This is a genomic window from Streptomyces sp. NPDC046557, from assembly GCF_040645975.1.
Classification (GTDB): domain Bacteria; phylum Actinomycetota; class Actinomycetes; order Streptomycetales; family Streptomycetaceae; genus Streptomyces.
In genome coordinates this window covers 516,931-538,255 of the sequence record NZ_JBEYZH010000002.1, presented here as the reverse complement: position 1 = coordinate 538,255, position 21,325 = coordinate 516,931, and the positions used below count along the sequence as shown (strand labels likewise).

Here is a 21,325-nt window from a genome sequence, read left to right as displayed (position 1 = left end):
CCATGACCACGCGTACCGAAAGCGTCGACACCCCGGCGGGCGAGGCCCGCGTCACCTGGCACGCCGCCCGCGCGGCGCGGCTCGTGCTCGCCGTCGGGCACGGCGCCGGGGGCGGGATCGAGGCCCGCGACCTCCAGGCGTTGGCCGCCGCCCTGCCGGGCCGGGGGGTCACCGTCGCGCTGGTCGAACAGCCCTGGCGGGTCGCCGGGAAGAGGGTGGCCGCCGCGCCCAAGGTGTTGGACGAGGGCTGGCGCGCCGTGTGGGCCGCCCTGCTGGCGCCGGGACTGCCCGTCGTCGCGGGCGGGCGCAGCGCCGGGGCCCGGGTGGCGTGCCGGACCGCCGCCGAACTGGACGCGGCCGGGGTGCTGGCCCTGGCGTTCCCGCTGCACCCGCCGGGCCGGGCCGAGAAGTCGCGGGCCGAGGAGTTGCTGGGCGCCGGGCGGCCCACCCTGGTGGTCCAAGGCGGCCGGGACCCGTTCGGGCGCCCGGAGGAGTTCCCGCCGCCTGGCCCGCACACCCCGCCCGGCCCGGGGTCCCCGTACGAGCTGGTCGCCGTACCGCACGGCGACCACGGCTTCGCGGTGCCCAAACGGGCGGACGTGACCCAGGCCGAGACCCTCGCCGCGATCACCGGGGCGGTGGCCGGATGGCTCGACCGGCTCCCGATCTGAGACCGATCTGACGGATTCCCGGGTGATCCGGGTCACTCCCCACGCACCGGCCGCCCGGACCCGCCCCCCAGGGCGCCGACACCCTTGTCCCGCCCGGGAATGCGGCGCCCGGGCCCGTCGTTAACCGGGTGTCGGTACGCACGGGAACGTTCGTCGGAGGAGAGGGAGCGCATGACCCAGGTCATCAGCCAGAACCGTCGGCAGGCCGCTGACCTGGACTGGACGGTGCTGCCCGCACCCAAGCGCGGGACGCTTCGGGCGGCGGAGGCCCGGGAAGGTCGACTATTCTCCGATTCGAGCGGATCCGCTTTCGGAGCCGCCACGCTGTCGGAGGAGGTGGGTCCTGTCGCCGGGACCGACGAAGGCCACGCGGAGGAGACGACCCCGGAGCGCAACGCGCGCTTCGAGCGGGACGCCCTCGGCTACCTCGACCAGATGTACTCCGCCGCGCTGCGCATGACGCGCAACCCGGCCGACGCCGAGGACCTGGTCCAGGAGACGTACGCGAAGGCGTACGCGTCCTTCCACCAGTTCCGCGAGGGCACCAACCTCAAGGCGTGGCTGTACCGCATCCTGACCAACACCTTCATCAACTCCTACCGCAAGAAGCAGCGCGAGCCCCAGCGCAGCGCGGCGGAGGAGATCGAGGACTGGCAGTTGGCGCGCGCCGAGTCGCACATGTCGACCGGACTGCGCTCCGCCGAATCGCAGGCGCTCGACCACCTGCCCGATTCGGACGTGAAGGAGGCGCTCCAGGCCATTCCGGAGGAGTTCCGCATCGCGGTCTATCTCGCCGACGTAGAGGGCTTTGCGTACAAGGAGATCGCGGACATCATGGGTACACCCATCGGTACGGTCATGTCCCGACTGCACCGTGGCCGCCGCCAACTCCGCGGAATGCTGGAGGACTACGCCCGCGAGCGCGGGCTGGTCCCCGCCGGAGCGGGAGAGTCGAACGACCTGAAAGGCTCGGGCTCATGAGCTGCGGAGAGCCGCACGAGACGGAGTGCGCCGAGGTCCTGGACCACTTGTACGAGTTCCTGGACCACGAGATGCCCGACAGCGACTGCACGAAGTTCGAGACGCACTTCGGCGAGTGCAATCCCTGTCTTGAGAAGTACGGCCTGGAGCAGGCCGTGAAGAAGCTGGTCAAGCGGTGCTGCGGCTCTGACGACGTGCCGAGCGACCTGCGCTCGAAGGTCATGGGACGGATCGAGCTGATCCGTTCGGGACAGGCCGTTCCCGACCACGACGTCACCGCGGGTCCCGCCCCCGGCTGAGTTGCCCCGGCCGAGCCGGCGACAACCGCCCCCGGAGTCCCCCTTCGTTCACTCGAAGGTGCTAATCCGGGGGCGTCCGTATGCCCCGATGCGGAAATGCGGCCCGCCGCGCCGTGGGACGCACCTATTCTCCCCTTCCGGTGCCGGTCGGTTTCGGTGCCGGCCCGGCCCGGTGCAGGGAGGAGGGTGCGATGCGGGTCCTTCCGTGGGGGGCGCGCGCCTTGATCGTGTGCGCCGTCCTCGCCGCGTGCGGGTGCGTCGCCCCGGCCCTCAGGGATTCCGGTACGCCCTGGCCGGCCGTCGCGCTGCTCTGCGTCCTGTGCCTGGGCTGCGAACTCCTCAAGAGCTGCCGGTTGCTCGGAAACCGGGTGCCCGAGGGCATGGGCGCCTTCTTCCCCGTGGTGCTGGCCGCGGTGTTCCTGCTGCCGCCCGCGGCGGCGGCGCTCGTGGCGCTGCCCGGCGGCCTCGCCGCCCCCGTGGTGCAGCGGCCCGTACGCGTGCGCCGGACCTGGCACGCGGCCCAGCAGGCGATCGCCGCCTGGGCGGCCGGGCAGGTCTACCGGCTGCTGGACGGGCCGGCCATGCTCGGGGGCGCCGGGCCCGGCGTCGAACCCGCCGCCCGGGTGGCGGACTTCCCGTACGCCGTGTTCCCCTCCGCCGTCGCCGCCGTCGTCTTCTGTCTGGTGCTCACCGCCCTCGACGGGGGCATCCTCGCCACCGCCGAACGCCGCCCCGCGGCCACCGCTTGGCGCGGCCTGCCGACCCACCCCCAGACGTCCTCCGGCGGGACCCCCGGCCTGGCCCCTTACTGCGTCCACGGGCTGGCCGGGTTGATGATGGCCGTGATGTGGCGCAGCCCCTACGGGGTGCCGGCCGCGCTGCTGGTACTGCTCCCGATGTACATCTCCTGCTGGGTCTTCGCCCAGTACACCCGCGAACGCGCGGCCCACCAGGCCACGATCCGGGCGCTGGTGCAGGCCGTCGACATCAAGGACCGCTACACGCGCGGACACAGCGAACGCGTCGGGCAGGCATCCGCGATGATCGCCCGCGAACTGGGCATGACCGACGACCGGATGGAGGTCGTCCGGATCGCCGGGATCCTGCACGACGTCGGCAAGCTCGGCGTCCCCACCCGACTGCTGCGCAAGGACGGGCCGCTGACGCCCGAGGAACGGCGGGTCATCGAACTGCATCCCGAGTACGGGCACGAGATGGTGCGCGGCATCGGCTTCCTGGGGGAGGCCCGGTCCGCGATCCTGCACCACCACGAGCGGGTCGACGGCCGCGGCTACCCGTACGGGCTGGCCGGGGAGCAGATCCCGGTGCTGGCGCGGGTCGTGGCGGTGGCCGACTCCTTCGACGCGATGACCTCGACCCGCTCCTACAGCCGGGCCCGGCCGGTCCCCGTCGCCCTGGCCGAGCTGGAACGCTGCGCGGGGGCCCAGTTCGACCAGGCCATGGTGCGGGCGCTGGTCGACGCCATCGGGCGGCACGGCTGGCACCCCGTGGTGACCTCCGACGACGACGTGCGGGTGGTGGCCCCGCGCGGCGGCGCCCCTGCCCCGGAGCCCGGGCCTGCCCCTGCCCGGGAACCCGGGCCTGCCCCTGCCCCTGCCCCTGCCCGGGAGCCCGGCCCTGCCCCTGCCCGGGAGCCCGGGCCTGCCCCTGCCCCGAAGCCCGCCTCCGCGTCTCCTGCCGCCTCAGCGTCTGCCCCCGCCCCCGTCCCGCCGGGCCGGGGCGCCGGAGGCGGGGCGTGAGGGCCGGCGCCGCCAGGGCCGTACGGGCCGCCGCCGCGCTGCTCACCCTCGCGGCGCTCGGCCACACCCTGTGGAACGGGGTGGTGGAAGGCGGTACCGCCCTCGCCTTCGGCATCCTCATCGGCGTGGGCGAGCTCGCCCGCGGCGACCACCGCGACGCCGCCGTACCCGTCCCGGCAGAGGACCGCCGCCCCGCGCCGCTGGGCTCCGCCGGCGCCCTCGCCTACGCGCTGCTCGGCCGGGCCGCCGGCCACCCCACGCACCACGGGGTGCTCCAGGTCGTCGCGGTCGTCGTCGCCGCGGCCCTGGTCGGGATCGTCCCGCACGTCGCCCGGGGCAACGGGCCCGCCTTCGACCACGTGGCCCGGCGGGTGCTGGCCGTGGCCTTCGCCGCCGTCTGCTTCCAGCCGCTCTACAACTCCGGCCGGCTGGAGGGACGGGTGGGGCAGGGCCCGTACCTCGTGCTGTTCCTGGTGCTGCTGCTCGGTCTCACCGCCCTGTGCGACGCCGTGCTCGCCGCCGCGCTGGCGGGGGCCCACACCGGCCGGCCCTACGGTTCCCTGCTCCGCGACGAGCTGCGCGCGCCGGCCGGGATCGGCTCGGCGATCTGCGCGACCGGCCTGGTGATGGCACTGGGCACCGCCGTCGCCGGGCTGTGGGCGCTCCCGGTGTTCAGCGTGCCGCTGCTGCTGACGCAGATGTCCTTCCACCGGATCTCCGCCATCCGCACCACCTACCGCCAGACCATCACCTCCCTCGCCCGGGCCACCGAGATCGCCGGCTGCACCCGCCCGGGGCACTCCCGCCGGGTGGCCGACCTCAGTCGCGCCGTCGGGCGGGAGCTGGGGCTCTCCGAGCGGGAGCTCACGGTCCTGGAGTACGCCGCCCTGATGCACGACATCGGCCAGCTCTCGCTCGTCGACCCCGTACCGGCCGGGGCGACGGCCCGGCTGCCGGCCGCCGAGGCCCGCCGGATCGCGGGGCTCGGCGGGGAGGTGGCCCGACAGACGGGCGTGCCGGCGGAGGTCGCCGTCGTGGTGGAGCGCCAGGCGGACCCCTACCGGGAGCAGCCCGTCGCCGCGCGGATCGTGCGCGCGGTGAACGCGTACGACGACCTCTGCGGCGGGGAAGGTCACCCGGGCGGCTCACTGGCCGCCCTGGAACGGCTGCGCCTGGGGACCGGACGGGACTTCCAGCCGGAGGTCGTGGAGTGCCTGGCGAGGGTTCTCGCCAGGGACGGACGGGCCGGAGTCGGCCCGCTTCCACCGGGGTAACCCATGGGTAATGAGCGGCCGTCCGAGTGGGCATGGTTGGATGCGAGTAAGAGTGTCCGTGTGGGTGTCCGCGAGGCTGCACCGTAGTCCCCCAGCTACCGCTGGGCGGTGCCCCCAGGCAGGCGGGAAACGTGAGGATCTTCGGGAAGGTACGGCATCGGCCCTCCGCCTCGTGGCGGCAGGCCACCGACCGCGCGTTCACGCTGATCGGCGACGGGCGGTACGAGGACGCGGGCGCGCTCCTGACCAGAGCCGCGGACCTGGAACCCTGGCTGTCCGAGTCCTGGTTCAACCTGGCCCTGCTGCACAAGTTCCGCCACGACTGGGAACAGGCGCGGGCGGCCGGACTGCGCGCCGTGGCCCTGTTGGACCGCGAGACCGGCGCCCCGGACTGGTGGAACGTGGGGATCGCCGCGACCGCGCTCCAGGACTGGCCGCTGGCCCGCCGGGCCTGGCAGGCGTACGGGCTCAAGGTCCCCGGTGACCCGCACGGCTCGGCGGCGGGCGCCGAGCCCGTCGGCATGGAGCTGGGCAGCGCCGCGGTACGGCTCTCGCCGGAGGGCGAGGCCGAGGTCGTGTGGGGCCGGAGGCTCGATCCGGCCCGGATGGAGGTCCTCTCGATCCCGCTGCCGTCCTCGGGGCGGCGCTGGGGCGAGGTCGTCTTGCACGACGGCGTCCCGCACGGCGAGCGGATCACCGCCGCGGGGCCCTCGTACCCGGTTTTCGATGAGATCGAGCTGTGGGCGCCCTCGCCCGTGCCGACCTGGGTGGTCCTGCTGGAAGCGGCCACCGAGGACGACCGGGACGCGCTGGAGCGGCTGGCCTCCGACGCGGGCTTCGCCGCCGAGGACTGGTCGTCGTCCGTGCGGCTGCTGTGCCGGACCTGCTCGGAGAGCGCGATGCCGAGCGACGAGGGCGACGGCGAGCACTTGGACCCGCACGACCACAGCGAGCCCGGCCACCCCGGCCCGCTGGGGCACCGCACGACCGGCTCGGGTTCCCTGTGGGTGCCCGAACGGGAATGCGGCATCGCGGCGCCCGCCGGTCTGGTGCGCGGACTCCTGGACGGCTGGGTGGCGGACAGCCCGGACAGCCGCGAGTGGCGCGATCTCGAAGAAGTCTGCTGAGCCGGGGCCGTAGGCTGTACCGGTCACATCGGTGACTCGGAGACTTACGGAAGGCGTACGGCGGACATGGCCCAGCAGGAGAACCAGGTTGTCCCGGTCGACGACGAAGGCTACGTCGTGGACACCGAGGACTGTGAGGCACGCGAGCTCGCCCACCGTGAGCGCGGCACCTCCCGCCCGATCACGGTGGTCGGCAACCCGGTCCTGCACCGGGAGTGCAAGGACGTCACGGAGTTCGGCGACGAACTGGCGCAGCTGATCGACGACATGTTCGCCAGCCAGAAGACCGCCGAGGGCGTCGGCCTGGCCGCGAACCAGATCGGCGTGGACGCCAAGGTCTTCGTCTACGACTGCCCGGACGACGAGGGCCGCCGCCACACCGGTGTCGTCGTCAACCCGAAGCCGGTCGAGCTGCCGGCCGAGGCGCGCGTGCTGGACGACTCCAACGAGGGCTGCCTGTCGGTGCCGACCGCGTACGCCGCGCTGGCCCGCCCGGACTACGCCGAGGTCACCGGCCAGGACGCGCAGGGCAACCCGATCAAGGTCCGGGGCACCGGCTACTTCGCCCGCTGCCTCCAGCACGAGACGGACCACCTCTACGGGTACCTCTACATCGACCGCCTCTCGAAGCGCGACCGCAAGGACGCCCTCCGCCAGATGGAAGAGGGCACCCCGCGCTACGAGACCGTCCCCAACGAGTAGTCCGCGAGGGCACATGGGGAAGGCCCCGCACCGGTACGGTGCGGGGCCTTCCCGTTGCCGGGCCTCGCTCAGAAGTCCTCGTCCAGGTCGACCGTTCCCTCGACGGCGACCTGGTAGGCCGACGGGCGGCGCTCGAAGAAGTTCGTCAGTTCCTGGACGCCCTGGAGCTCCATGAACGAGAACGGATTCTGCGAGCCGTACACCGGCGGGAAGCCGAGACGGACCAGACGCTGGTCCGCGACGCACTCCAGGTACTCGCGCATCGACTCGGTGTTCATGCCGGGCAGGCCGTCACCGCACAGGTCGCGGCCGAACTGCAGCTCCGCCTCCACCGCCTCCTTCAGCATGTCGGTCACCTGCTGCCGGAGGGCGTCGTCGAAAAGCTCCGGCTCCTCCTTGCGGACCGTGTCCACGACCTCGAAGGCGAAGTTCATGTGCATGGTCTCGTCGCGGAACACCCAGTTGGTGCCCGTCGCCAGACCGTGCAGCAGACCCCGCGAGCGGAACCAGTAGACGTACGCGAACGCGCCGTAGAAGAACAAGCCCTCGATGCAGGCGGCGAAGCAGATCAGGTTCAGCAGGAAGCGGCGGCGGTCGGCCTTCGTCTCCAGCCGCTCGATCTTCTCGACCGAATCCATCCACTTGAAGCAGAACTGCGCCTTCTCGCGGATCGACGGGATCTCCTCGACCGCGTCGAAGGCCGCCGCCCGGTCGTCCGGGTCGGGCAGGTAGGTGTCGAGCAGCGTCAGATAGAACTGGACGTGCACGGCCTCCTCGAACAGCTGGCGCGACAGGTACAGGCGCGCCTCCGGGGAGTTGATGTGCTTGTAGAGCGTCAGCACCAGGTTGTTCGAGACGATCGAGTCGCCCGTCGCGAAGAACGCGACCAGCCGGCCGATCATGTGCTGCTCGCCCGGCGTCAGCTTCGCGAGGTCGGCGACGTCCGAGTGGAGGTCGACCTCCTCCACCGTCCAGGTGTTCTTGATCGCGTCCCGGTAGCGCTCGTAGAAGTCCGGGTAGCGCATCGGGCGCAGGGTCAGCTCGAAGCCCGGGTCGAGGAGGTTCTTCTGTCCGTCGGAACTCATTACTGGCATGCCTCGCAGGACTCGGGGTTCTCAAGGGAGCAGGCCAGCGCGTCGGCGTCGACGGCCTGCGGGAGGGGCGTGGCGGCGGCCGGGGCGGCGGCGCCCGACGCCGCGCGGGCGATCTTCGTCGCCGGGCGGGAGCGCAGGTAGTACGTGGTCTTCAGCCCCTGCTTCCAGGCGTACGCGTACATCGAGGACAGCTTCCCGATGGTCGGCGTCTCCAGGAACAGGTTCAGCGACTGCGACTGGTCCAGGAACGGCGTACGGGCCGCCGCCATGTCGATCAGGCCGCGCTGCGGGATCTCCCACGCCGTGCGGTACAGCTCGCGAACCTCGGCCGGGATCCAGCCGAAGCCCTGGACGGAACCGCTGGCCTCGCGCAGCGCCTCGCGGGTCTGCGCGTCCCACACGCCGAGCTTCTTCAGCTCGTCCACCAGGTACGCGTTGACCTGGAGGAACTCACCGCTGAGCGTCTCGCGCTTGAAGAGGTTCGAGACCTGCGGCTCGATGCACTCGTACACGCCCGCGATCGAGGCGATCGTCGCCGTCGGGGCGATGGCGAGCAGCAGCGAGTTGCGCATGCCGGTCTTCGCGACCCGGGCGCGCAGCGCGTCCCAGCGCTCCGGCCAGTTCAGCTCGACGTCGTAGTGGTCCGGGTGCAGGACACCGCGGGCGGTACGGGTCTGCTCCCAGGCGGGGAGCGGGCCGCTGCGCTCGGCGAGGTCGCAGGACGCCTCGTAGGCGGCCAGCATGATCCGCTCGGAGAGCTTGGTGGACAGGGCCTTCGCCTCGGGGGAGTCGAAGGGGAGCTTCAGCCGGAAGAAGACGTCCTGGAGGCCCATCGCGCCCAGACCCACCGGGCGCCAGCGGGCGTTGGAGCGGCCGGCCTGCTCGGTCGGGTAGAAGTTGATGTCCACGACGCGGTCGAGGAAGGTGACGGCGGTGCGGACGGTCTCGTCCAGCCGCTCCCAGTCGATGGCGTCCTCCCGCCTGCCGGCTCCTGCCAGGACGAAGGCACCGAGGTTGACCGAGCCCAGGTTGCAGACAGCAGTCTCGCCGTCGTTGGTGACCTCGATGATCTCGGTGCAGAGGTTCGAGGAGTGGACGACGGTGCCGGGTTCGGCGGTCTGGTTCGCCGTCCGGTTGGAGGCGTCCTTGAAGGTCATCCAGCCCTGGCCGGTCTGCGCGAGGGTGCGCATCATCCGGCCGTACAGGTCGCGGGCGGGCATGCTCTTGCGGGCCAGGCCGGCCGCTTCGGCCTTGCGGTAGGCGGCGTCGAAGTCGTCGCCCCACAGGTCGACCAGCTCGGGCACGTCGGCGGGGGAGAACAGCGACCAGTCGGCGTCGGCGTTCACCCGGCGCATGAACTCGTCCGGCACCCAGTGGGCCAGGTTCAGGTTGTGCGTACGGCGCTGGTCCTCACCGGTGTTGTCGCGAAGCTCCAGGAACTCCTCGATGTCCGCGTGCCAGGTCTCCAGGTAGACGGCGGCGGCGCCCTTGCGGCGACCCCCCTGGTTGACGGCGGCCACGGAGGCGTCGAGGGTCTTGAGGAACGGGACGATGCCGTTGGAGTGGCCGTTGGTGCCGCGGATCAGCGAACCGCGGGCGCGGATGCGGGAGTACGACAGACCGATGCCGCCGGCGTGCTTGGAGAGGCGGGCGACCTGGTGGTAGCGGTCGTAGATCGAGTCGAGCTCGTCCAGCGGGGAGTCCAGCAGGTAGCAGGAGGACATCTGCGGGTGCCGGGTGCCGGAGTTGAACAGGGTGGGGGAGGACGGCAGGTAGTCCAGGCGGCTCATCAGCCGGTACAGCGAGGCCACTTCCTCGACGGCCGGCACGCTGTCGTCCGCGGCGAGACCGCAGGCCACGCGCAGCATGAAGTGCTGCGGCGTCTCGATCACATGACGGGTGATCGGGTGGCGCAGCAGGTAGCGGCTGTGCAGGGTGCGCAGGCCGAAGAAGCCGAAGCGGTCGTCGGCGCCCTCGGCGAGCGCGTGCTCGACCAGTGCGTCGAGGCGGCTCGCGTGGGTGGCGACGAACGCGGCCGTGCGGTCGGCGATCAGGCCCTCACGGTGGCCCACGGCGACGGACGCGGCGAAGGAGGTCGCGCCCTGGCCCGCGGCCTCGTCGCGCACGGCCAGCGTGAGCAGGCGCGCGGCCAGCCGGGAGTACGCCGGGTCCTCGGAGATCAGTCCGGCGGCGGCCTCGGTGGCCAGCGACCGCAGTTCGGCCTCGTCCGCGGCGGCGCTGCGGCCGCGCAGGGCGGCGGCGGCGACCCGGCCGGGGTCGGTGTCGGGGAGGTCGCCCGTGAGCTCGGTGAGGGTGCGCAGCAGCGCGGCCCCATGGCCCCCACCGGTGGTTGCGGTGTCGGACGGGTCGGACTCGGCGCGCGGTGCGGCGGGCGCGATGGTCACGGGGGGAGCTCTCCCTCACTCGGCTCCGGGGCATTTCGGTGCGGAGCGCGAGCGGGCGCGCGCGGGCGCGTCCCCGACTCCGGGCACGCTTGCGCCGCGCTGCGTCCACCGGCCCAACCGCGAGGCCCGGACGTGGCTGTACCCGGTTCGGTCGAGCCGGGCGCGCTGTCGGCAGGTCCTCGGACTTCGGATGCACCAATGGGCGCAGTTCATACCGTTGCGGGACAGTTCCGGATTCGCACCGGATTCCCCTGCGGCGACAGCGAGCACGAGCATACATGTGGGGGCACCCTCCTGTGGGACCCCCTAGATGTTGTGTCGCGCACCGACTACAGCGCGAGACCGTACGTGAGCAAAGTGAGGCCGGGGACCGGCTCCCAGTCGCGCTCGGGCGAGCGGACGAAGCCCAGGCGCTCGTAGATCCGGTGGGCGCCGAGCATGTCTGGGGTGGTCGACAGCACGAGTCGTCGTACGCCGTCCACGGCCCGGGCGCGGTCGACGCAGGCCCGCACGAGCGCCTCGCCGGCGCCCCGGCCGCGTCCTTCGCGGGCGACCGCCAGCATCCGGAACTCGGCCTCGTCGGCGCGGGCGATGTCGCAGAGGGCGCTGCCCGGCGCGGCGAAGGTCACCCCGCCCACCACGCGTCCGTCGCCGAGTACGGCGACGAGCACTTCGGCCGCCGCGGTCGCGGCGCGTCCCGCCACGTCCCGGAGTCGGGCGAGGTACGGGTCGTCCTCGCCGTAGGTGAGGAGGCCGTCCCCGAGGTAGGCCCGGGCGGTGACGTCCCCGAGGGCCTCGTACTCCGCCGGCAGCGCCGGTCTGATGGTGATGTCCATGACGTCGAGTGTGCCCCGGGGGCACGGAAAGGGCCGCCGCGTTTTCCCGGGGGAATGCGCGGCGGCCCGTGACCGGTTCAGCAGCAGCGGAAGCCCTCGCGCGGATCGGCTTCGCGGGCGTCCGTGCGGGCGCGTTCGAAGGCGCGCCGGGTGAGGACCTCGGCGTCCGGGTCGTGGGAGCGGGCGTGGGCCACGTAGCGGTCGTAGGCGGCCTCGCCGGAGAACTCCCGTACGTAGTACCCGGCTTTGGCCAGGGCCTCCCGGACGCCGCTCACGCCACCGGCTCCTTGGCCTTGCCGCCGCCCGAGTCGAGGCCGGCGGCGGCCAGCTCCGCCCGCTCCTCGGGCGTCGCGATCAGACCGGCCGGGGCGACGATCCTCGACTCGGTCCAGGGGACTTCGGTGAGGGCGACGTCCTGCGGGGCGCGGACCGCCTTGACGCAGGTCCGGGCGGCGTCCACCAGGACGATGACGATGAGCAGGGCGAAGAGCACCGACAGCACGCCGTCCACCGTGGCGTTGGTGACCACGGTGTGCATCTGGGCGAGGTCCTTGGCCGGCTTGATGACCTTTCCGGCGTCGATGCCGTCCTGGTACAGGTCGCGCTGCGCGAAGAAGCCGATCTTCGGGTTGTCGGAGAAGACCTTCTGGTAGCCGGCGGTGAGGGTCACCGCCACGTCCCACGCCAGCGGGACGCCCGTCACCCACGCCCACTTGAGCCGGTTGGACTTGACCAGCAGCGTGGTGCACACCGCGAGGGCGACGGCCGCCAGTAGCTGGTTCGCGATGCCGAACAGCGGGAACAGTTGGTTGATGCCGCCCAGCGGGTCCTCGACGCCCACCCACAGGAAGTAGCCCCAGCCGCCGACGACGACCGCGCTGGCGATCCACACGCCCGGCTTCCAGCTCACGTCCTTGAAGGACTTGTGCAGGTTCCCGAGGGTGTCCTGGAGCATGAAGCGGCCGACGCGGGTGCCGGCGTCGACCGTCGTCAGGATGAACAGGGCCTCGAACATGATGGCGAAGTGGTACCAGAACGCCTTCATCCCGGCCCCGCCGACGACGGAGGAGAAGATCTGCGACATCCCGAGTGCGAAGGTCGGCGCGCCGCCCGTACGGGAGAGCAGGGTGGTTTCCTCGACGTCCTTCGCGGCTTGGGCGAGGGCGTCGGGGGAGATGGCGAACCCGAAGTGCGTGACCGCCTGGGACGCGGTCTCGACGGTGGTGCCGATGACCCCGGCGGGGGAGTTCACGGCGAAGAACAGGCCCGGCTCGATGATGCAGGCCGCGATCACGGCCATGACGGCGACGAAGGACTCGGTGAGCATCGCGCCGTAGCCGATGACCCGGACCTGGGTCTCCTTCTGGATCATCTTCGGGGTGGTGCCCGAGGAGACCAGCGCGTGGAAGCCGGACAGCGCGCCGCACGCGATGGTGATGAAGACGAACGGGAACATCGAGCCGGAGAAGACCGGTCCGTCGCCGCGCGAGGCGAAGTCGGTGACGGAGGGCATCTTCAGCATGGGCATCGCGATGACCACCCCCACCGCCAACAGCACGATGGTGCCGACCTTCATGAAGGTGGAGAGGTAGTCGCGCGGGGCGAGCAGCATCCACACGGGCAGCACCGAGGCCACGAAGCCGTAGGCGACCATCCAGATGACCAGGGTCTGCTTGTCCAGGGTGAAGACGTGGGCGAGCGAGGAGTCGGCGACCCAGCCGCCCGCGACGATGGCGACCAGCAGCAGGGCGACACCGATCAGGGAGACCTCGGTGATCCGTCCCGGGCGCAGGACGCGCAGGTAGAAGCCCATGAAGAGGGCGATCGGGATGGTCATGCCGATGGAGAAGACGCCCCAGGGGGAGTCGGCCAGCGCGTTGACGATGACCAGGGCCAGTACCGCGAGCAGGATGATCATGATGACGAACACGGCGACCAGTGCGGCGGCGCCGCCGACCGGGCCGATTTCGTCCCGCGCCATCTGGCCGAGCGAACGGCCGTTGCGGCGGGTGGAGAAGAACAGGGTCACCATGTCCTGGACGGCGCCGGCGAAGATGACGCCCGCGACGATCCAGATGGTCCCCGGCAGGTAGCCCATCTGCGAGGCGAGCACCGGACCGACCAGCGGGCCCGCGCCGGCGACGGCGGCGAAGTGGTGGCCGAAGAGCACCCGGCGGTCGGTGGGGTGGAAGTCCACGCCGTTGTCGAGGCGTTCGGCGGGGGTCGCCCGGGTCTTGTCGACGCGCAGGACGCGGTCCGCGATGAAGCGCGCGTAGAAGCGGTAGCCGATGGCGTACGAGCCCAGCGCGGCGGCGAGCAGCCAGGCGGCCGAGATCTCCTCACCGCGCGAGAGGGCCAGTACGCCCCAGCCGATGGCCCCGACGAGGGCCACGAGCACCCACACGGCGATCGACTTGGGCGAGAGCCCCCCCGACGAGGCTCCCGCCGTGTCCCGTGTCGTGTCTGTTGCTTCCGGTTCCGGCATGATCCTCGTCCCCTCGTTGATCACTGTTGAGCGGTACGAGCGTCCACCGAGGGCGGATCAGGAGTCAACGGTGTATCAGAGGGCGGGTCGCTTGAGACGGGCAACGAACTTGTAACGGTCGCCGCGATACACCGAACGTACCCATTCGACCGGCTCGCCGTCGGCGTCCAGCGAATGCCGGGAGAGCATCAGCATCGGCAGGCCGACGTCCGTGCCGAGCAGGCCGGCCTCGCGCGGGGTGGCCAGCGAGGTCTCGATCGTCTCCTCGGCCTCGGCCAGCCGCACGTCGTACACCTCGGCGAGGGCGGTGTAGAGGGAGGTGTACTTGGCCAGCGAACGGCGCAGCGCGGGGAAGCGCTTGGCCGAGAGGTGGGTGGTCTCGATGGCCATCGGCTCGCCGCTGGCCAGGCGCAGCCGTTCGATGCGCAGGACCCGCCCGCCGGCGGAGATCTTGAGGAGCCCGGCGAGGGTGTCGTCGGCCGTCACGTAGCCGATGTCCAGGAGCTGCGAGGTGGGCTCCAGGCCCTGGGCGCGCATGTCCTCCGTGTAGGAGGACAGTTGCAGCGGCTGGGAGACCTTGGGCTTGGCGACGAAGGTGCCCTTGCCCTGGATGCGTTCGAGTCGGCCCTCGACCACGAGTTCTTGCAGGGCCTGGCGGACGGTGGTCCGCGAGGTGTCGAACTCGGCCGCGAGCGTGCGCTCCGGCGGCACCGGTGTGCCGGGGGGCATGGTTTCGGTCATGTCGAGCAAGTGCCGCTTGAGTCGGTAGTACTTGGGAACCCGGGCCGTGCGAGTGGCCGCCCCGCCTTCCGGCTCCGTGGTCGCCCCTTCGGTGGCCATCGCCGCCCGCCTTCCCGACTCCAGTTTCGCTGCCGTCACCGGCTCCTCCGATATGTGCGGTCACATCGTGACACGGGTGGGAGGACGGGCCTCTCCCCTCCCCCAGGTGTCGGTCCGATAACGGACCGATCACCCGCTCATTAGACCCTTGACACCCCTAAAGGTCTAGGCCAAGCTCCGGTTACTGGTCTACACCAATATGGATCGGATCCCGGCCCCACGCCTACTACTTCGCGTATGTCACCGCGGCGGGCAAGGGACGTGCATGAAGGCATCCCTGAGGAGGGTGGCGTGAAGCGCAAGCTCATCGCGGCGGTTGGAGTCGCGGGCATGGTGATCGGCCTGGCGGCCTGCGGTGGCTCGGACGGCAAGGGCGGGGACACGGCCGACAAGGCGTCCGGTGCCAAGGAGCTGACGGTCTGGCTGACGGTCGACGCCCAGAAGAACTGGCCCGAGCTGGTCAAGGCGGCCGACGACGCGATCGTCGCGAAGCACCCCGGTCTCACCATCAAGCACGAGTACTACGGCTGGCCGGACAAGAACGCCAAGCTGGACGCCGTCCTCGCCACGGACAAGGCCCCCGACGTCGTCGAGATGGGCAACTCCGAGATGATCGGCTACATGTCGACCGGTGCCTTCTCCGAGGTCGACCCGGCGAAGTTCGACAACTCCGCCGCCTGGCTGGACGCGCTGAAGCAGTCGGTCACCTACGACGGCAAGACCTACGGCGTCCCCTACTACGCCGGTGGCCGCGTCGGCACCTGGCGCAAGGACCTGGCCGCCGAGGTCGGCGTCACCGCCGCCCCGAAGAGCTGGGCCGACCTGACCTCCGCCCTGGACAAGATCCAGGCCGCGAAGGGCGACAAGTTCAGCGCCCTCTACCAGCCTTCCCCCGACTGGTACGCCGCGATGTCCTTCGTCTACGACGCGGGCGGCGCCATCGCCAAGAAGGACGGCTCCGCCTGGAAGGGCTCCCTGTCCTCCCCCGAGTCGGTCAAGGGGCTCAAGCAGTACAAGGAGCTCCTCGACAAGTACATGCACGCGGACAAGACCAAGGACGAGTCCGACCGCCCGGTCGTCTTCGGGCAGGGCAACTCCGCCGTCATCTTCGCCTCCGCCTGGGAAGGCGCCGACGCGGCCGACCCCAAGAGCGACAAGGTCGGCGGGCTGAAGGACAAGCTGGAGAACTTCGTGATGCCCGGCCCGAACGGCAAGGCCCTCCCGGTCTTCCTCGGCGGCTCCGACCTCGCGGTCCCCTCCAAGTCCAAGGCCAAGGACATCGCGTCCGAGTGGATCAACGCCTTCACCGGCTCCCAGGGTCAGAAGGGCCTGATCAGCAAGGGCAACCTGCCGAACAACAAGACGGACCTCGGCCCGCTCAAGGCCGACCCCAAGACGGAGGTGCCGGCCACCGCGGCCGAGTCCTCCTGGTTCGTCCCGACCGCCCCCGGCTGGGGCCAGGTCGAGAAGGGCAAGGTCCTCCAGACCATGCTCCAGGACGTCGCCACCGGCAAGAAGTCGGTCGAGGACGCGGCCAAGGCCGCCGACACCGAGATCGACAAGGTCATCAACACCAAGTGACCTGAAGTGAGGGGCCCCGCCGGATCGGCGGGGCCCCGCTGCCCGTCAAGAGAGGGACCCCCGAGGAGCACGCGATGAGTGCCGCACAGACAACCACCGCCGATCTGCCGCCGGCACGGCGCCAGACTTCCACCGGACCCGGGACAGGCAAGACCTCCGCGCCGCGACAGCGCCGCCGCAAGGGCCCCGGCGCGACCCCCTGGCTGCTGCTGGCCCCCTGCCTGCTGATCATCGTCCTCGTCATGGGCTACCCGCTGTTCAGACTGGTGTCCCTCTCCTTCCAGAGCTTCGGCAAGTCCGAGCTCTGGGGCTTCAAGGACGCGGAGTTCGTCGGATTCGACAACTTCGGCAAGGTCCTCGGCGACGGCGTGTTCTGGTCCGTCGTGCTGCGCACCATCGTCTTCGCCGCCGGCGCGGTCGTCCTGACCATGGTCATCGGCATGCTCGTCGCCCTGCTGCTCCAGAAGGTCTCCGGCTGGGTCAAGGCCCTCATCAGCGTCGCGCTGGTCGCGAGCTGGGGCATGCCCATCATCGTCGCCACCGCGATCTTCAAGTGGATATTCGACGCCGACTACGGCGTCCTCAACTACCTGATGAGCCGGCTCCCCGGCGTCGACATGATCGGCCACAACTGGTTCGCCGGCGGCCCCCAGGGCCTCGCCGTGATCATGCTGCTCGTGGTCTGGGGCGCGGTGCCCTTCGTCGTCATCACCCTCAGCGCGGGACTGACCCAGGTGCCCAAGGAACTGGAAGAGGCGGCGCGCCTGGACGGCGCGGGCGCCTGGGGCGTGTTCCGCCACGTCACCCTCCCCATACTCAAGCCGATCATCGTGATGCTGACGACCCTGTCGGTCATCTGGGACATGGGCGTCTTCCCGCAGGTCTTCGTGATGCGCAATGGCAACCCCGAGGCCGAGTTCCAACTGCTGACCACCTACTCGTACAAGCAGGCGTTCGTGGTCAACGACTACTCGGGCGGCTCCGCGATCGCCCTGGTGACCGTCCTGCTCCTGCTCGCGGTGGTCGCCGTCTACATGCGCCAGATGCTCAAGATCGGAGAGGTGGAGTGACCTCGACCACCGCGACCCCCCCGACCGCCGCGCCGCCCGCGACCGCCCGCGCCCCCCGCCTCAGGCAGCGCAAGAAGTCCAGGCTCGGCTGGAACCTCATCGGCCTGCTGGTCTTCGTCACCGCCGGGTTCCCGGTCTACTGGATGCTCAACACGGCGTTCAAACCCGCCAAGGACGCCATCGACCCGCACCCGCACTTCTTCCCGACCACCTTCACGCTCGACAACTTCAAGCGGGCGCTGGAGATCTCCGACTTCTGGGGACCGGTCGGGCGCAGCCTGATCGTCTCGCTGACCGTGGTCGTCATCGGCATCACCGTGGGCATGCTGGCCGCCCTCGCCATCTCCCGGTTCGCCTTCCGCGGCCGCAAGATCGTGATCGTCGGCATCCTCGCCGTCCAGATGATCCCGCTCGTCGCGATGATCATCCCGGTCTTCCTGCTCCTGAACGACCTGGGCCAGTACGACAAGCTCAGCGGTCTGATCATCACCTACCTGACCTTCATCCTGCCCTTCACGGTGTGGACGCTGCGCGGATTCATCGTCAACATCCCCAAGGAGCTGGAAGAAGCCGCCATGGTCGACGGCTGCACACCGACCGGGGCCTTCCTGCGGGTCGTCTTCCCGCTGCTCGCCCCGGGCATGGTCGCCACGTCCGTCTACGGCTTCATCCAGGCGTGGAACGAGTACCTGTACGCGCTGATGCTGATGAGCCAGCAGAACCAGACGGCCACCGTCTGGCTCGGCAACTTCACCACCCTGCACGGCACCGAGTTCGCCCCGATGATGGCGGGCTCCACCATGATGGCGCTCCCCATCGTGGTCCTCTTCCTCATCGTCCAGCGCAAGATGGCCGCGGGCCTCACCGCCGGCGCCGTGAAGGGATAACGGCCCATGACTGTCCTTGCGCACCAGACGGACACGCTCACCCGCGACGCCCTCGCGGTCCTCCAGCCCGGCTTCGAGGGCACCACCGCCCCCGCCTGGCTGCTGCGCCGGCTCGGCGAAGGGCTACACGCCGTCGGCCTCTTCGGCCGCAACATCGCCTCCCCCGAGCAGCTCGGGCGGCTCACCGCCCAACTGCGCGCCGAGCGGGACGACGTCCTGGTCGCCATCGACGAGGAGGGCGGCGACGTCACCCGCCTGGAGGTCCGCGAGGGCTCCTCCTTCCCGGGCAACCTGGCGCTGGGCACCGTCGACGACACCGGACTGACCCGGGGGGTCGCCCACGAGCTGGGCCGCCGGCTCGCCGCCTGCGGGGTCAACCTCAACTGGGCGCCCTCCGCCGACGTCAACTCCAACCCCGACAACCCGGTCATCGGCGTACGGTCCTTCGGCGCCGACACCCACCTCGCGGCCCGGCACACCGCCGCCTACGTCGAGGGCCTCCAGGCCGCCGGGGTCGCCGCCTGCACCAAGCACTTCCCCGGCCACGGCGACACCAACGTCGACTCGCACCTCGCCCTGCCGCGCATCGACGCCGACCCGGACACCCTGACGGCGCGTGAACTCGTACCGTTCCGGGCCGCGGTCGAGGCCGGCACCAAGGCCGTCATGAGCGCGCACATCGTGGTCCCCGCCCTCGACCCCACCCGTCCCGCCACCCTCAGCCCGCGGATCCTGACCGGTCTGCTGCGCAAGGAACTCGGCTACGAGGGCCTCGTCGTCACCGACGGCATGGAGATGAACGCCATCGCGGGGACCTACGGCATCGAGCGGGGCTCCGTCCTCGCCATCGCCGCCGGCGCCGACGCGATCTGCGTCGGCGGCGGACTCGCCGACGAGGCCACCGTCCTGCGTCTGCGGGACGCGCTGGTCGCGGCCGTAAGGGAGGGCGCGCTGCCCGAGGAACGGCTCGCCGACGCCGCCGCCCGGGTCCGCGCCCTGGCCGAATGGACCCGCGCCCGGCGGACCGCCGCGACGCCGGGCGCGCCGGAGGGGGGCGCGCCCGGCATCGGTCTGACGGCGGCCCGCCGCGCCCTGGTCCTGACCGGCCGGGTGAGCGCCGTCGGCACCCCGTATGTGGCCACGCTCGCCCCCGAACCCAACATCGCGGTGGGCGACGAGACCCCCTGGGGCGTGGCCGCCGAGCTCGCGGCGCTGCTGCCCGGCACCGCGTCGGGCGTCTACCACGAGGGGGCCGGCGCGGGGGAGGTGTTGGCCGCCGCCGGGGACCGCACGGTCGTGGCGGTGGTCCGGGACGCCCACCGCCACCCCTGGATGACCGAGGCGCTGGACGCCCTCGTGGCGGCCCGGCCGGACACCGTGGTGGTCGAGATGGGGCTGCCCCGGGCCGAGCCGCGCGGCGCCCTGCACATCGCGACGCACGGCGCCGCGCGGGTGTGCGGCAGGGCGGCGGCCGAGGTCATCGCGGGCGCGTAGCACCCCGTACGCACGAAGGCCGGGCCCCCGTGGAGGGGGGCCCGGCCTTCGTGCGCGGGTGTTCGCGGTGTTACAGACCCTGCCAGGCGGGCTTGTCGGCGTAGGTCTGGCGGAAGTAGTCGGCCAGCTTCAGCTTGGAGGCGGCGGCCTCGTCCACGACCACCGTCGCGTGGCGGTGCAGTTGGAGCGCGGAGGCCGGGACGAGGGCGGACAGCGGCCCCTCGACGGTCTGCGCGACGGCTTCCGCCTTGCCCTCGCCGGTGGCGAGCAGGACCAGGTGGCGGGCGTCGAGAATCGTGCCGATGCCCTGGGTGACGACGTGGTGCGGGACCTGGTCTATGTCGTCGTCGAAGAAGCGGGCGTTGTCGACGCGGGTCTGGTGGGTCAGCGTCTTGATACGGGTGCGGGATGCGAGCGAGGAGCACGGCTCGTTGAAGCCGATGTGCCCGTCGGTGCCGATGCCGAGCAGTTGGAGGTCCACGCCGCCCGCCTCGGCGAGCGCGCGGTCGTACGCGTCGCATGCGGCGACGATGTCCTCGGCCGAGCCGTCGGGGCCCATGAAGGACGCCTCGGACAGGCCCAGGGGTTCGACCACCTCGCGCAGGACGACGGCGCGGTAGGACTCCGGGTGCCCGGCCGGCAGGCCGACGTACTCGTCGAGCTGGCAGACGCGGGCCTTGGAGACGTCGACCTCGCCGGCCTTGACCTTGGCGGCGAGGGCCTCGTACACGGGCAGTGGGGTGGAGCCGGTCGCCACCCCGAGCAGGGCGTCGGCCTTGCGGCGTACCAGGGCGGCCATGGCCTCCGCGATGAGCTCGCCGCCTGCCTTGGCGTTCGGGACGATGACAACTTCCACGCGGGGCCTGCCAATCTGGAGAGGTAGTGTGGTATAGACCAATCTAGCAGAGCCGGCCCGCTCGCGGCGGGCCTCGCGGCCCCCTCTTCCATGGTGATCCGATGACCGCCCGGTGGCCTCTCGGCGGCCCCGCGGTGGCCTCTCGGCGGCCCGCGGCGCCGCCTACAGCAGTGCGAGCTGGAGGCCGCCCGTCGCATCGAGGTGCTTGCCCGTCATCCAGCGGGAATCCGGCGAGGCCAGGAAGGCGACGATGTCCGCCACCTCCTCCGCCGTGCCGGTACGGCCGAACACCGAGCGGGCCGATACGTGCGCCCGGGCCGCCGGGTCGGCCAGCCACCCCGCGTTGAGGTCGGTCTCGATGACACCCGGGCCCACCGAGTTGACGGTGATGCCGCGCGGCGCGAGCGCGGCGGCCAGCGACACCGTCAGGGCGTTCGCCGCCCCCTTGGCCGTGATCGTCGCCAGGATCGCCGGCAGCGCGATGTCCGGAGTGCCCGTCACGTTGACGATCCGGCCCCCGTCCCGCAGGCGCGCCAGCCCGTGCTTGATCACGAAGAAGGGCGCCTTCGCGTTGAGCGCGTGCGTGAGGTCGTAGGTCTCCTCGTCCGTCTCCTCGATGCCCGCGAAGGCGGCGGCCCCCGCGTTGTTGACCAGGACGTCCAGCCCCTCCGTCGCCCGCGGATGGGCGTCGTACGCGGCCCACAGCGCCCGCGCGTCCCCCGGGACCCCCAGTTCCGCCCCGATCGCGAAGGCCCGGCCGCCCTCCGCCTCGATCGCGGCGACCGTCTCCCGCGCCGCCGCCTCGTCCCGGCCGTAGTGCACTGCGACCAGCGCCCCGTCCCGCGCCAGCCGCCGCGACACGGCCCGACCGATACCCCGGCTGCCGCCCGTGACCAGTGCCGTCTTCCCCTTGAGCACGCCCATGACGCGCCCCCCCCTTCATAATCTCTAGTGGTCGCTACA

The 21,325-nt window shown here is 71.5% G+C and carries 19 protein-coding genes and 1 riboswitch; of the genes, 11 read left to right on the top strand and 8 right to left on the bottom strand.

Annotation, left to right across the window (positions count from 1 at the left end; translation table 11 throughout):
* Positions 1-2: 2 nt before the first annotated feature.
* From ABZ934_RS07640 to def, 7 genes are all read left to right on the top strand, one after another.
* The gene (locus ABZ934_RS07640; protein ID WP_361309703.1) at positions 3-671 is read left to right on the top strand and encodes an alpha/beta family hydrolase; all 669 of its coding nucleotides are present in this window, start codon (positions 3-5) and stop codon (positions 669-671) included.
* Positions 672-1,007: 336 nt separating this feature from the next.
* The gene (locus ABZ934_RS07635; RefSeq protein ID WP_008741505.1) at positions 1,008-1,652 is read left to right on the top strand and encodes a sigma-70 family RNA polymerase sigma factor; all 645 of its coding nucleotides are present in this window, start codon (positions 1,008-1,010) and stop codon (positions 1,650-1,652) included.
* Positions 1,649-1,951, top strand: coding sequence for a mycothiol system anti-sigma-R factor (gene rsrA / locus ABZ934_RS07630; RefSeq protein ID WP_136213975.1), 303 nt, complete (start codon positions 1,649-1,651; stop codon positions 1,949-1,951). Before ABZ934_RS07635 ends, rsrA begins: the two co-directional genes overlap by 4 nt.
* 191 nt (positions 1,952-2,142) lie before the next feature.
* Entirely contained in the window at positions 2,143-3,711 is a 1,569-nt protein-coding gene (locus ABZ934_RS07625) for an HD-GYP domain-containing protein (protein WP_361309699.1), read from the top strand.
* Positions 3,708-4,985 (top strand): HD domain-containing protein, encoded by a 1,278-nt coding sequence (locus ABZ934_RS07620; RefSeq protein ID WP_361309697.1) that lies wholly within the window; start codon positions 3,708-3,710, stop codon positions 4,983-4,985. Before ABZ934_RS07625 ends, ABZ934_RS07620 begins: the two co-directional genes overlap by 4 nt.
* Positions 4,986-5,116: 131 nt before the next feature.
* The gene (locus ABZ934_RS07615) at positions 5,117-6,112 is read left to right on the top strand and encodes a hypothetical protein (RefSeq protein WP_361309694.1); all 996 of its coding nucleotides are present in this window, start codon (positions 5,117-5,119) and stop codon (positions 6,110-6,112) included.
* Positions 6,113-6,178: 66 nt separating this feature from the next.
* The gene (gene def / locus ABZ934_RS07610) at positions 6,179-6,814 is read left to right on the top strand and encodes a peptide deformylase (protein ID WP_361309691.1); all 636 of its coding nucleotides are present in this window, start codon (positions 6,179-6,181) and stop codon (positions 6,812-6,814) included.
* Between the two features lie 68 nt (positions 6,815-6,882).
* On the opposite strand, the gene ABZ934_RS07605 is transcribed toward def, so the two are convergent.
* The 6 genes from ABZ934_RS07605 to ABZ934_RS07580 all read right to left on the bottom strand — a co-directional run bounded on the left by ABZ934_RS07605 (position 6,883) and on the right by ABZ934_RS07580 (position 14,474).
* Positions 6,883-7,899: a ribonucleotide-diphosphate reductase subunit beta gene (locus ABZ934_RS07605; RefSeq protein ID WP_361309688.1), complete on the bottom strand. Its 1,017-nt coding sequence runs from the start codon at positions 7,897-7,899 to the stop codon at positions 6,883-6,885.
* On the bottom strand, positions 7,899-10,313 hold the full coding sequence (locus tag ABZ934_RS07600; protein ID WP_361309686.1) for a ribonucleoside-diphosphate reductase subunit alpha: 2,415 nt from the start codon (positions 10,311-10,313) through the stop codon (positions 7,899-7,901). The genes ABZ934_RS07605 and ABZ934_RS07600 overlap by 1 nt, the downstream gene beginning before the upstream one ends.
* Positions 10,314-10,465: 152 nt before the next feature.
* Positions 10,466-10,606, bottom strand: a riboswitch (cobalamin riboswitch).
* Positions 10,607-10,642: 36 nt separating this feature from the next.
* Complete coding sequence (locus tag ABZ934_RS07595) at positions 10,643-11,149, bottom strand: GNAT family N-acetyltransferase (protein ID WP_361309683.1); 507 nt, start codon at positions 11,147-11,149, stop codon at positions 10,643-10,645.
* Positions 11,150-11,226: 77 nt separating this feature from the next.
* The gene (locus ABZ934_RS07590; protein WP_361309681.1) at positions 11,227-11,424 is read right to left on the bottom strand and encodes a YbdD/YjiX family protein; all 198 of its coding nucleotides are present in this window, start codon (positions 11,422-11,424) and stop codon (positions 11,227-11,229) included.
* Complete coding sequence (locus ABZ934_RS07585; RefSeq protein WP_361309678.1) at positions 11,421-13,634, bottom strand: carbon starvation CstA family protein; 2,214 nt, start codon at positions 13,632-13,634, stop codon at positions 11,421-11,423. Before ABZ934_RS07585 ends, ABZ934_RS07590 begins: the two co-directional genes overlap by 4 nt.
* Before the next feature lie 75 nt (positions 13,635-13,709).
* A complete protein-coding gene (locus ABZ934_RS07580) occupies positions 13,710-14,474 on the bottom strand; it encodes a GntR family transcriptional regulator (RefSeq protein ID WP_361310301.1) in 765 nt (254 codons plus the stop codon).
* A 291-nt stretch (positions 14,475-14,765) separates the two neighbouring features.
* Here ABZ934_RS07580 and ABZ934_RS07575 point away from each other — a divergent pair, with 291 nt between their 5' ends.
* The 4 genes from ABZ934_RS07575 (at position 14,766) to ABZ934_RS07560 (ending at position 19,506) form a co-directional block, all read left to right on the top strand.
* Positions 14,766-16,055 carry an extracellular solute-binding protein gene (locus ABZ934_RS07575; RefSeq protein WP_361309675.1) on the top strand — a complete coding sequence of 430 codons (1,290 nt, stop codon included), beginning with the start codon at positions 14,766-14,768 and terminating at the stop codon, positions 16,053-16,055.
* 74 nt (positions 16,056-16,129) lie between these two features.
* Positions 16,130-17,125, top strand: a complete 996-nt coding sequence (locus tag ABZ934_RS07570) for a sugar ABC transporter permease (RefSeq protein ID WP_361309672.1) — start codon at positions 16,130-16,132, stop codon at positions 17,123-17,125.
* A 98-nt stretch (positions 17,126-17,223) separates the two neighbouring features.
* Complete coding sequence (locus ABZ934_RS07565; protein WP_361310298.1) at positions 17,224-18,012, top strand: carbohydrate ABC transporter permease; 789 nt, start codon at positions 17,224-17,226, stop codon at positions 18,010-18,012.
* 6 nt (positions 18,013-18,018) lie between these two features.
* On the top strand, positions 18,019-19,506 hold the full coding sequence (locus ABZ934_RS07560; protein ID WP_361309669.1) for a glycoside hydrolase family 3 protein: 1,488 nt from the start codon (positions 18,019-18,021) through the stop codon (positions 19,504-19,506).
* A gap of 70 nt (positions 19,507-19,576) precedes the next feature.
* Here ABZ934_RS07560 and nagB read toward each other — a convergent pair whose 3' ends face one another.
* Both nagB and ABZ934_RS07550 read right to left on the bottom strand, forming a co-directional pair.
* The gene (gene nagB, locus ABZ934_RS07555) at positions 19,577-20,362 is read right to left on the bottom strand and encodes a glucosamine-6-phosphate deaminase (protein ID WP_361309666.1); all 786 of its coding nucleotides are present in this window, start codon (positions 20,360-20,362) and stop codon (positions 19,577-19,579) included.
* 162 nt (positions 20,363-20,524) lie between these two features.
* Complete coding sequence (locus ABZ934_RS07550; protein ID WP_361309662.1) at positions 20,525-21,286, bottom strand: SDR family oxidoreductase; 762 nt, start codon at positions 21,284-21,286, stop codon at positions 20,525-20,527.
* Positions 21,287-21,325 lie beyond the last annotated feature (39 nt).

Coding starts and splice junctions, on each gene's coding strand:
- ABZ934_RS07640 (WP_361309703.1), top strand. CDS start 3: ATGACCACGCGTACCGAAAGCGTCGACACCCCGGCGGGCGAGGCCCGC.
- rsrA (WP_136213975.1), top strand. CDS start 1,649: ATGAGCTGCGGAGAGCCGCACGAGACGGAGTGCGCCGAGGTCCTGGAC.
- ABZ934_RS07625 (WP_361309699.1), top strand. CDS start 2,143: ATGCGGGTCCTTCCGTGGGGGGCGCGCGCCTTGATCGTGTGCGCCGTC.
- def (WP_361309691.1), top strand. CDS start 6,179: ATGGCCCAGCAGGAGAACCAGGTTGTCCCGGTCGACGACGAAGGCTAC.
- ABZ934_RS07605 (WP_361309688.1), bottom strand. CDS start 7,899: ATGAGTTCCGACGGACAGAAGAACCTCCTCGACCCGGGCTTCGAGCTG.
- ABZ934_RS07595 (WP_361309683.1), bottom strand. CDS start 11,149: ATGGACATCACCATCAGACCGGCGCTGCCGGCGGAGTACGAGGCCCTC.
- ABZ934_RS07585 (WP_361309678.1), bottom strand. CDS start 13,634: ATGCCGGAACCGGAAGCAACAGACACGACACGGGACACGGCGGGAGCC.
- ABZ934_RS07580 (WP_361310301.1), bottom strand. CDS start 14,474: ATGGCCACCGAAGGGGCGACCACGGAGCCGGAAGGCGGGGCGGCCACT.
- ABZ934_RS07570 (WP_361309672.1), top strand. CDS start 16,130: ATGAGTGCCGCACAGACAACCACCGCCGATCTGCCGCCGGCACGGCGC.
- ABZ934_RS07560 (WP_361309669.1), top strand. CDS start 18,019: ATGACTGTCCTTGCGCACCAGACGGACACGCTCACCCGCGACGCCCTC.
- ABZ934_RS07550 (WP_361309662.1), bottom strand. CDS start 21,286: ATGGGCGTGCTCAAGGGGAAGACGGCACTGGTCACGGGCGGCAGCCGG.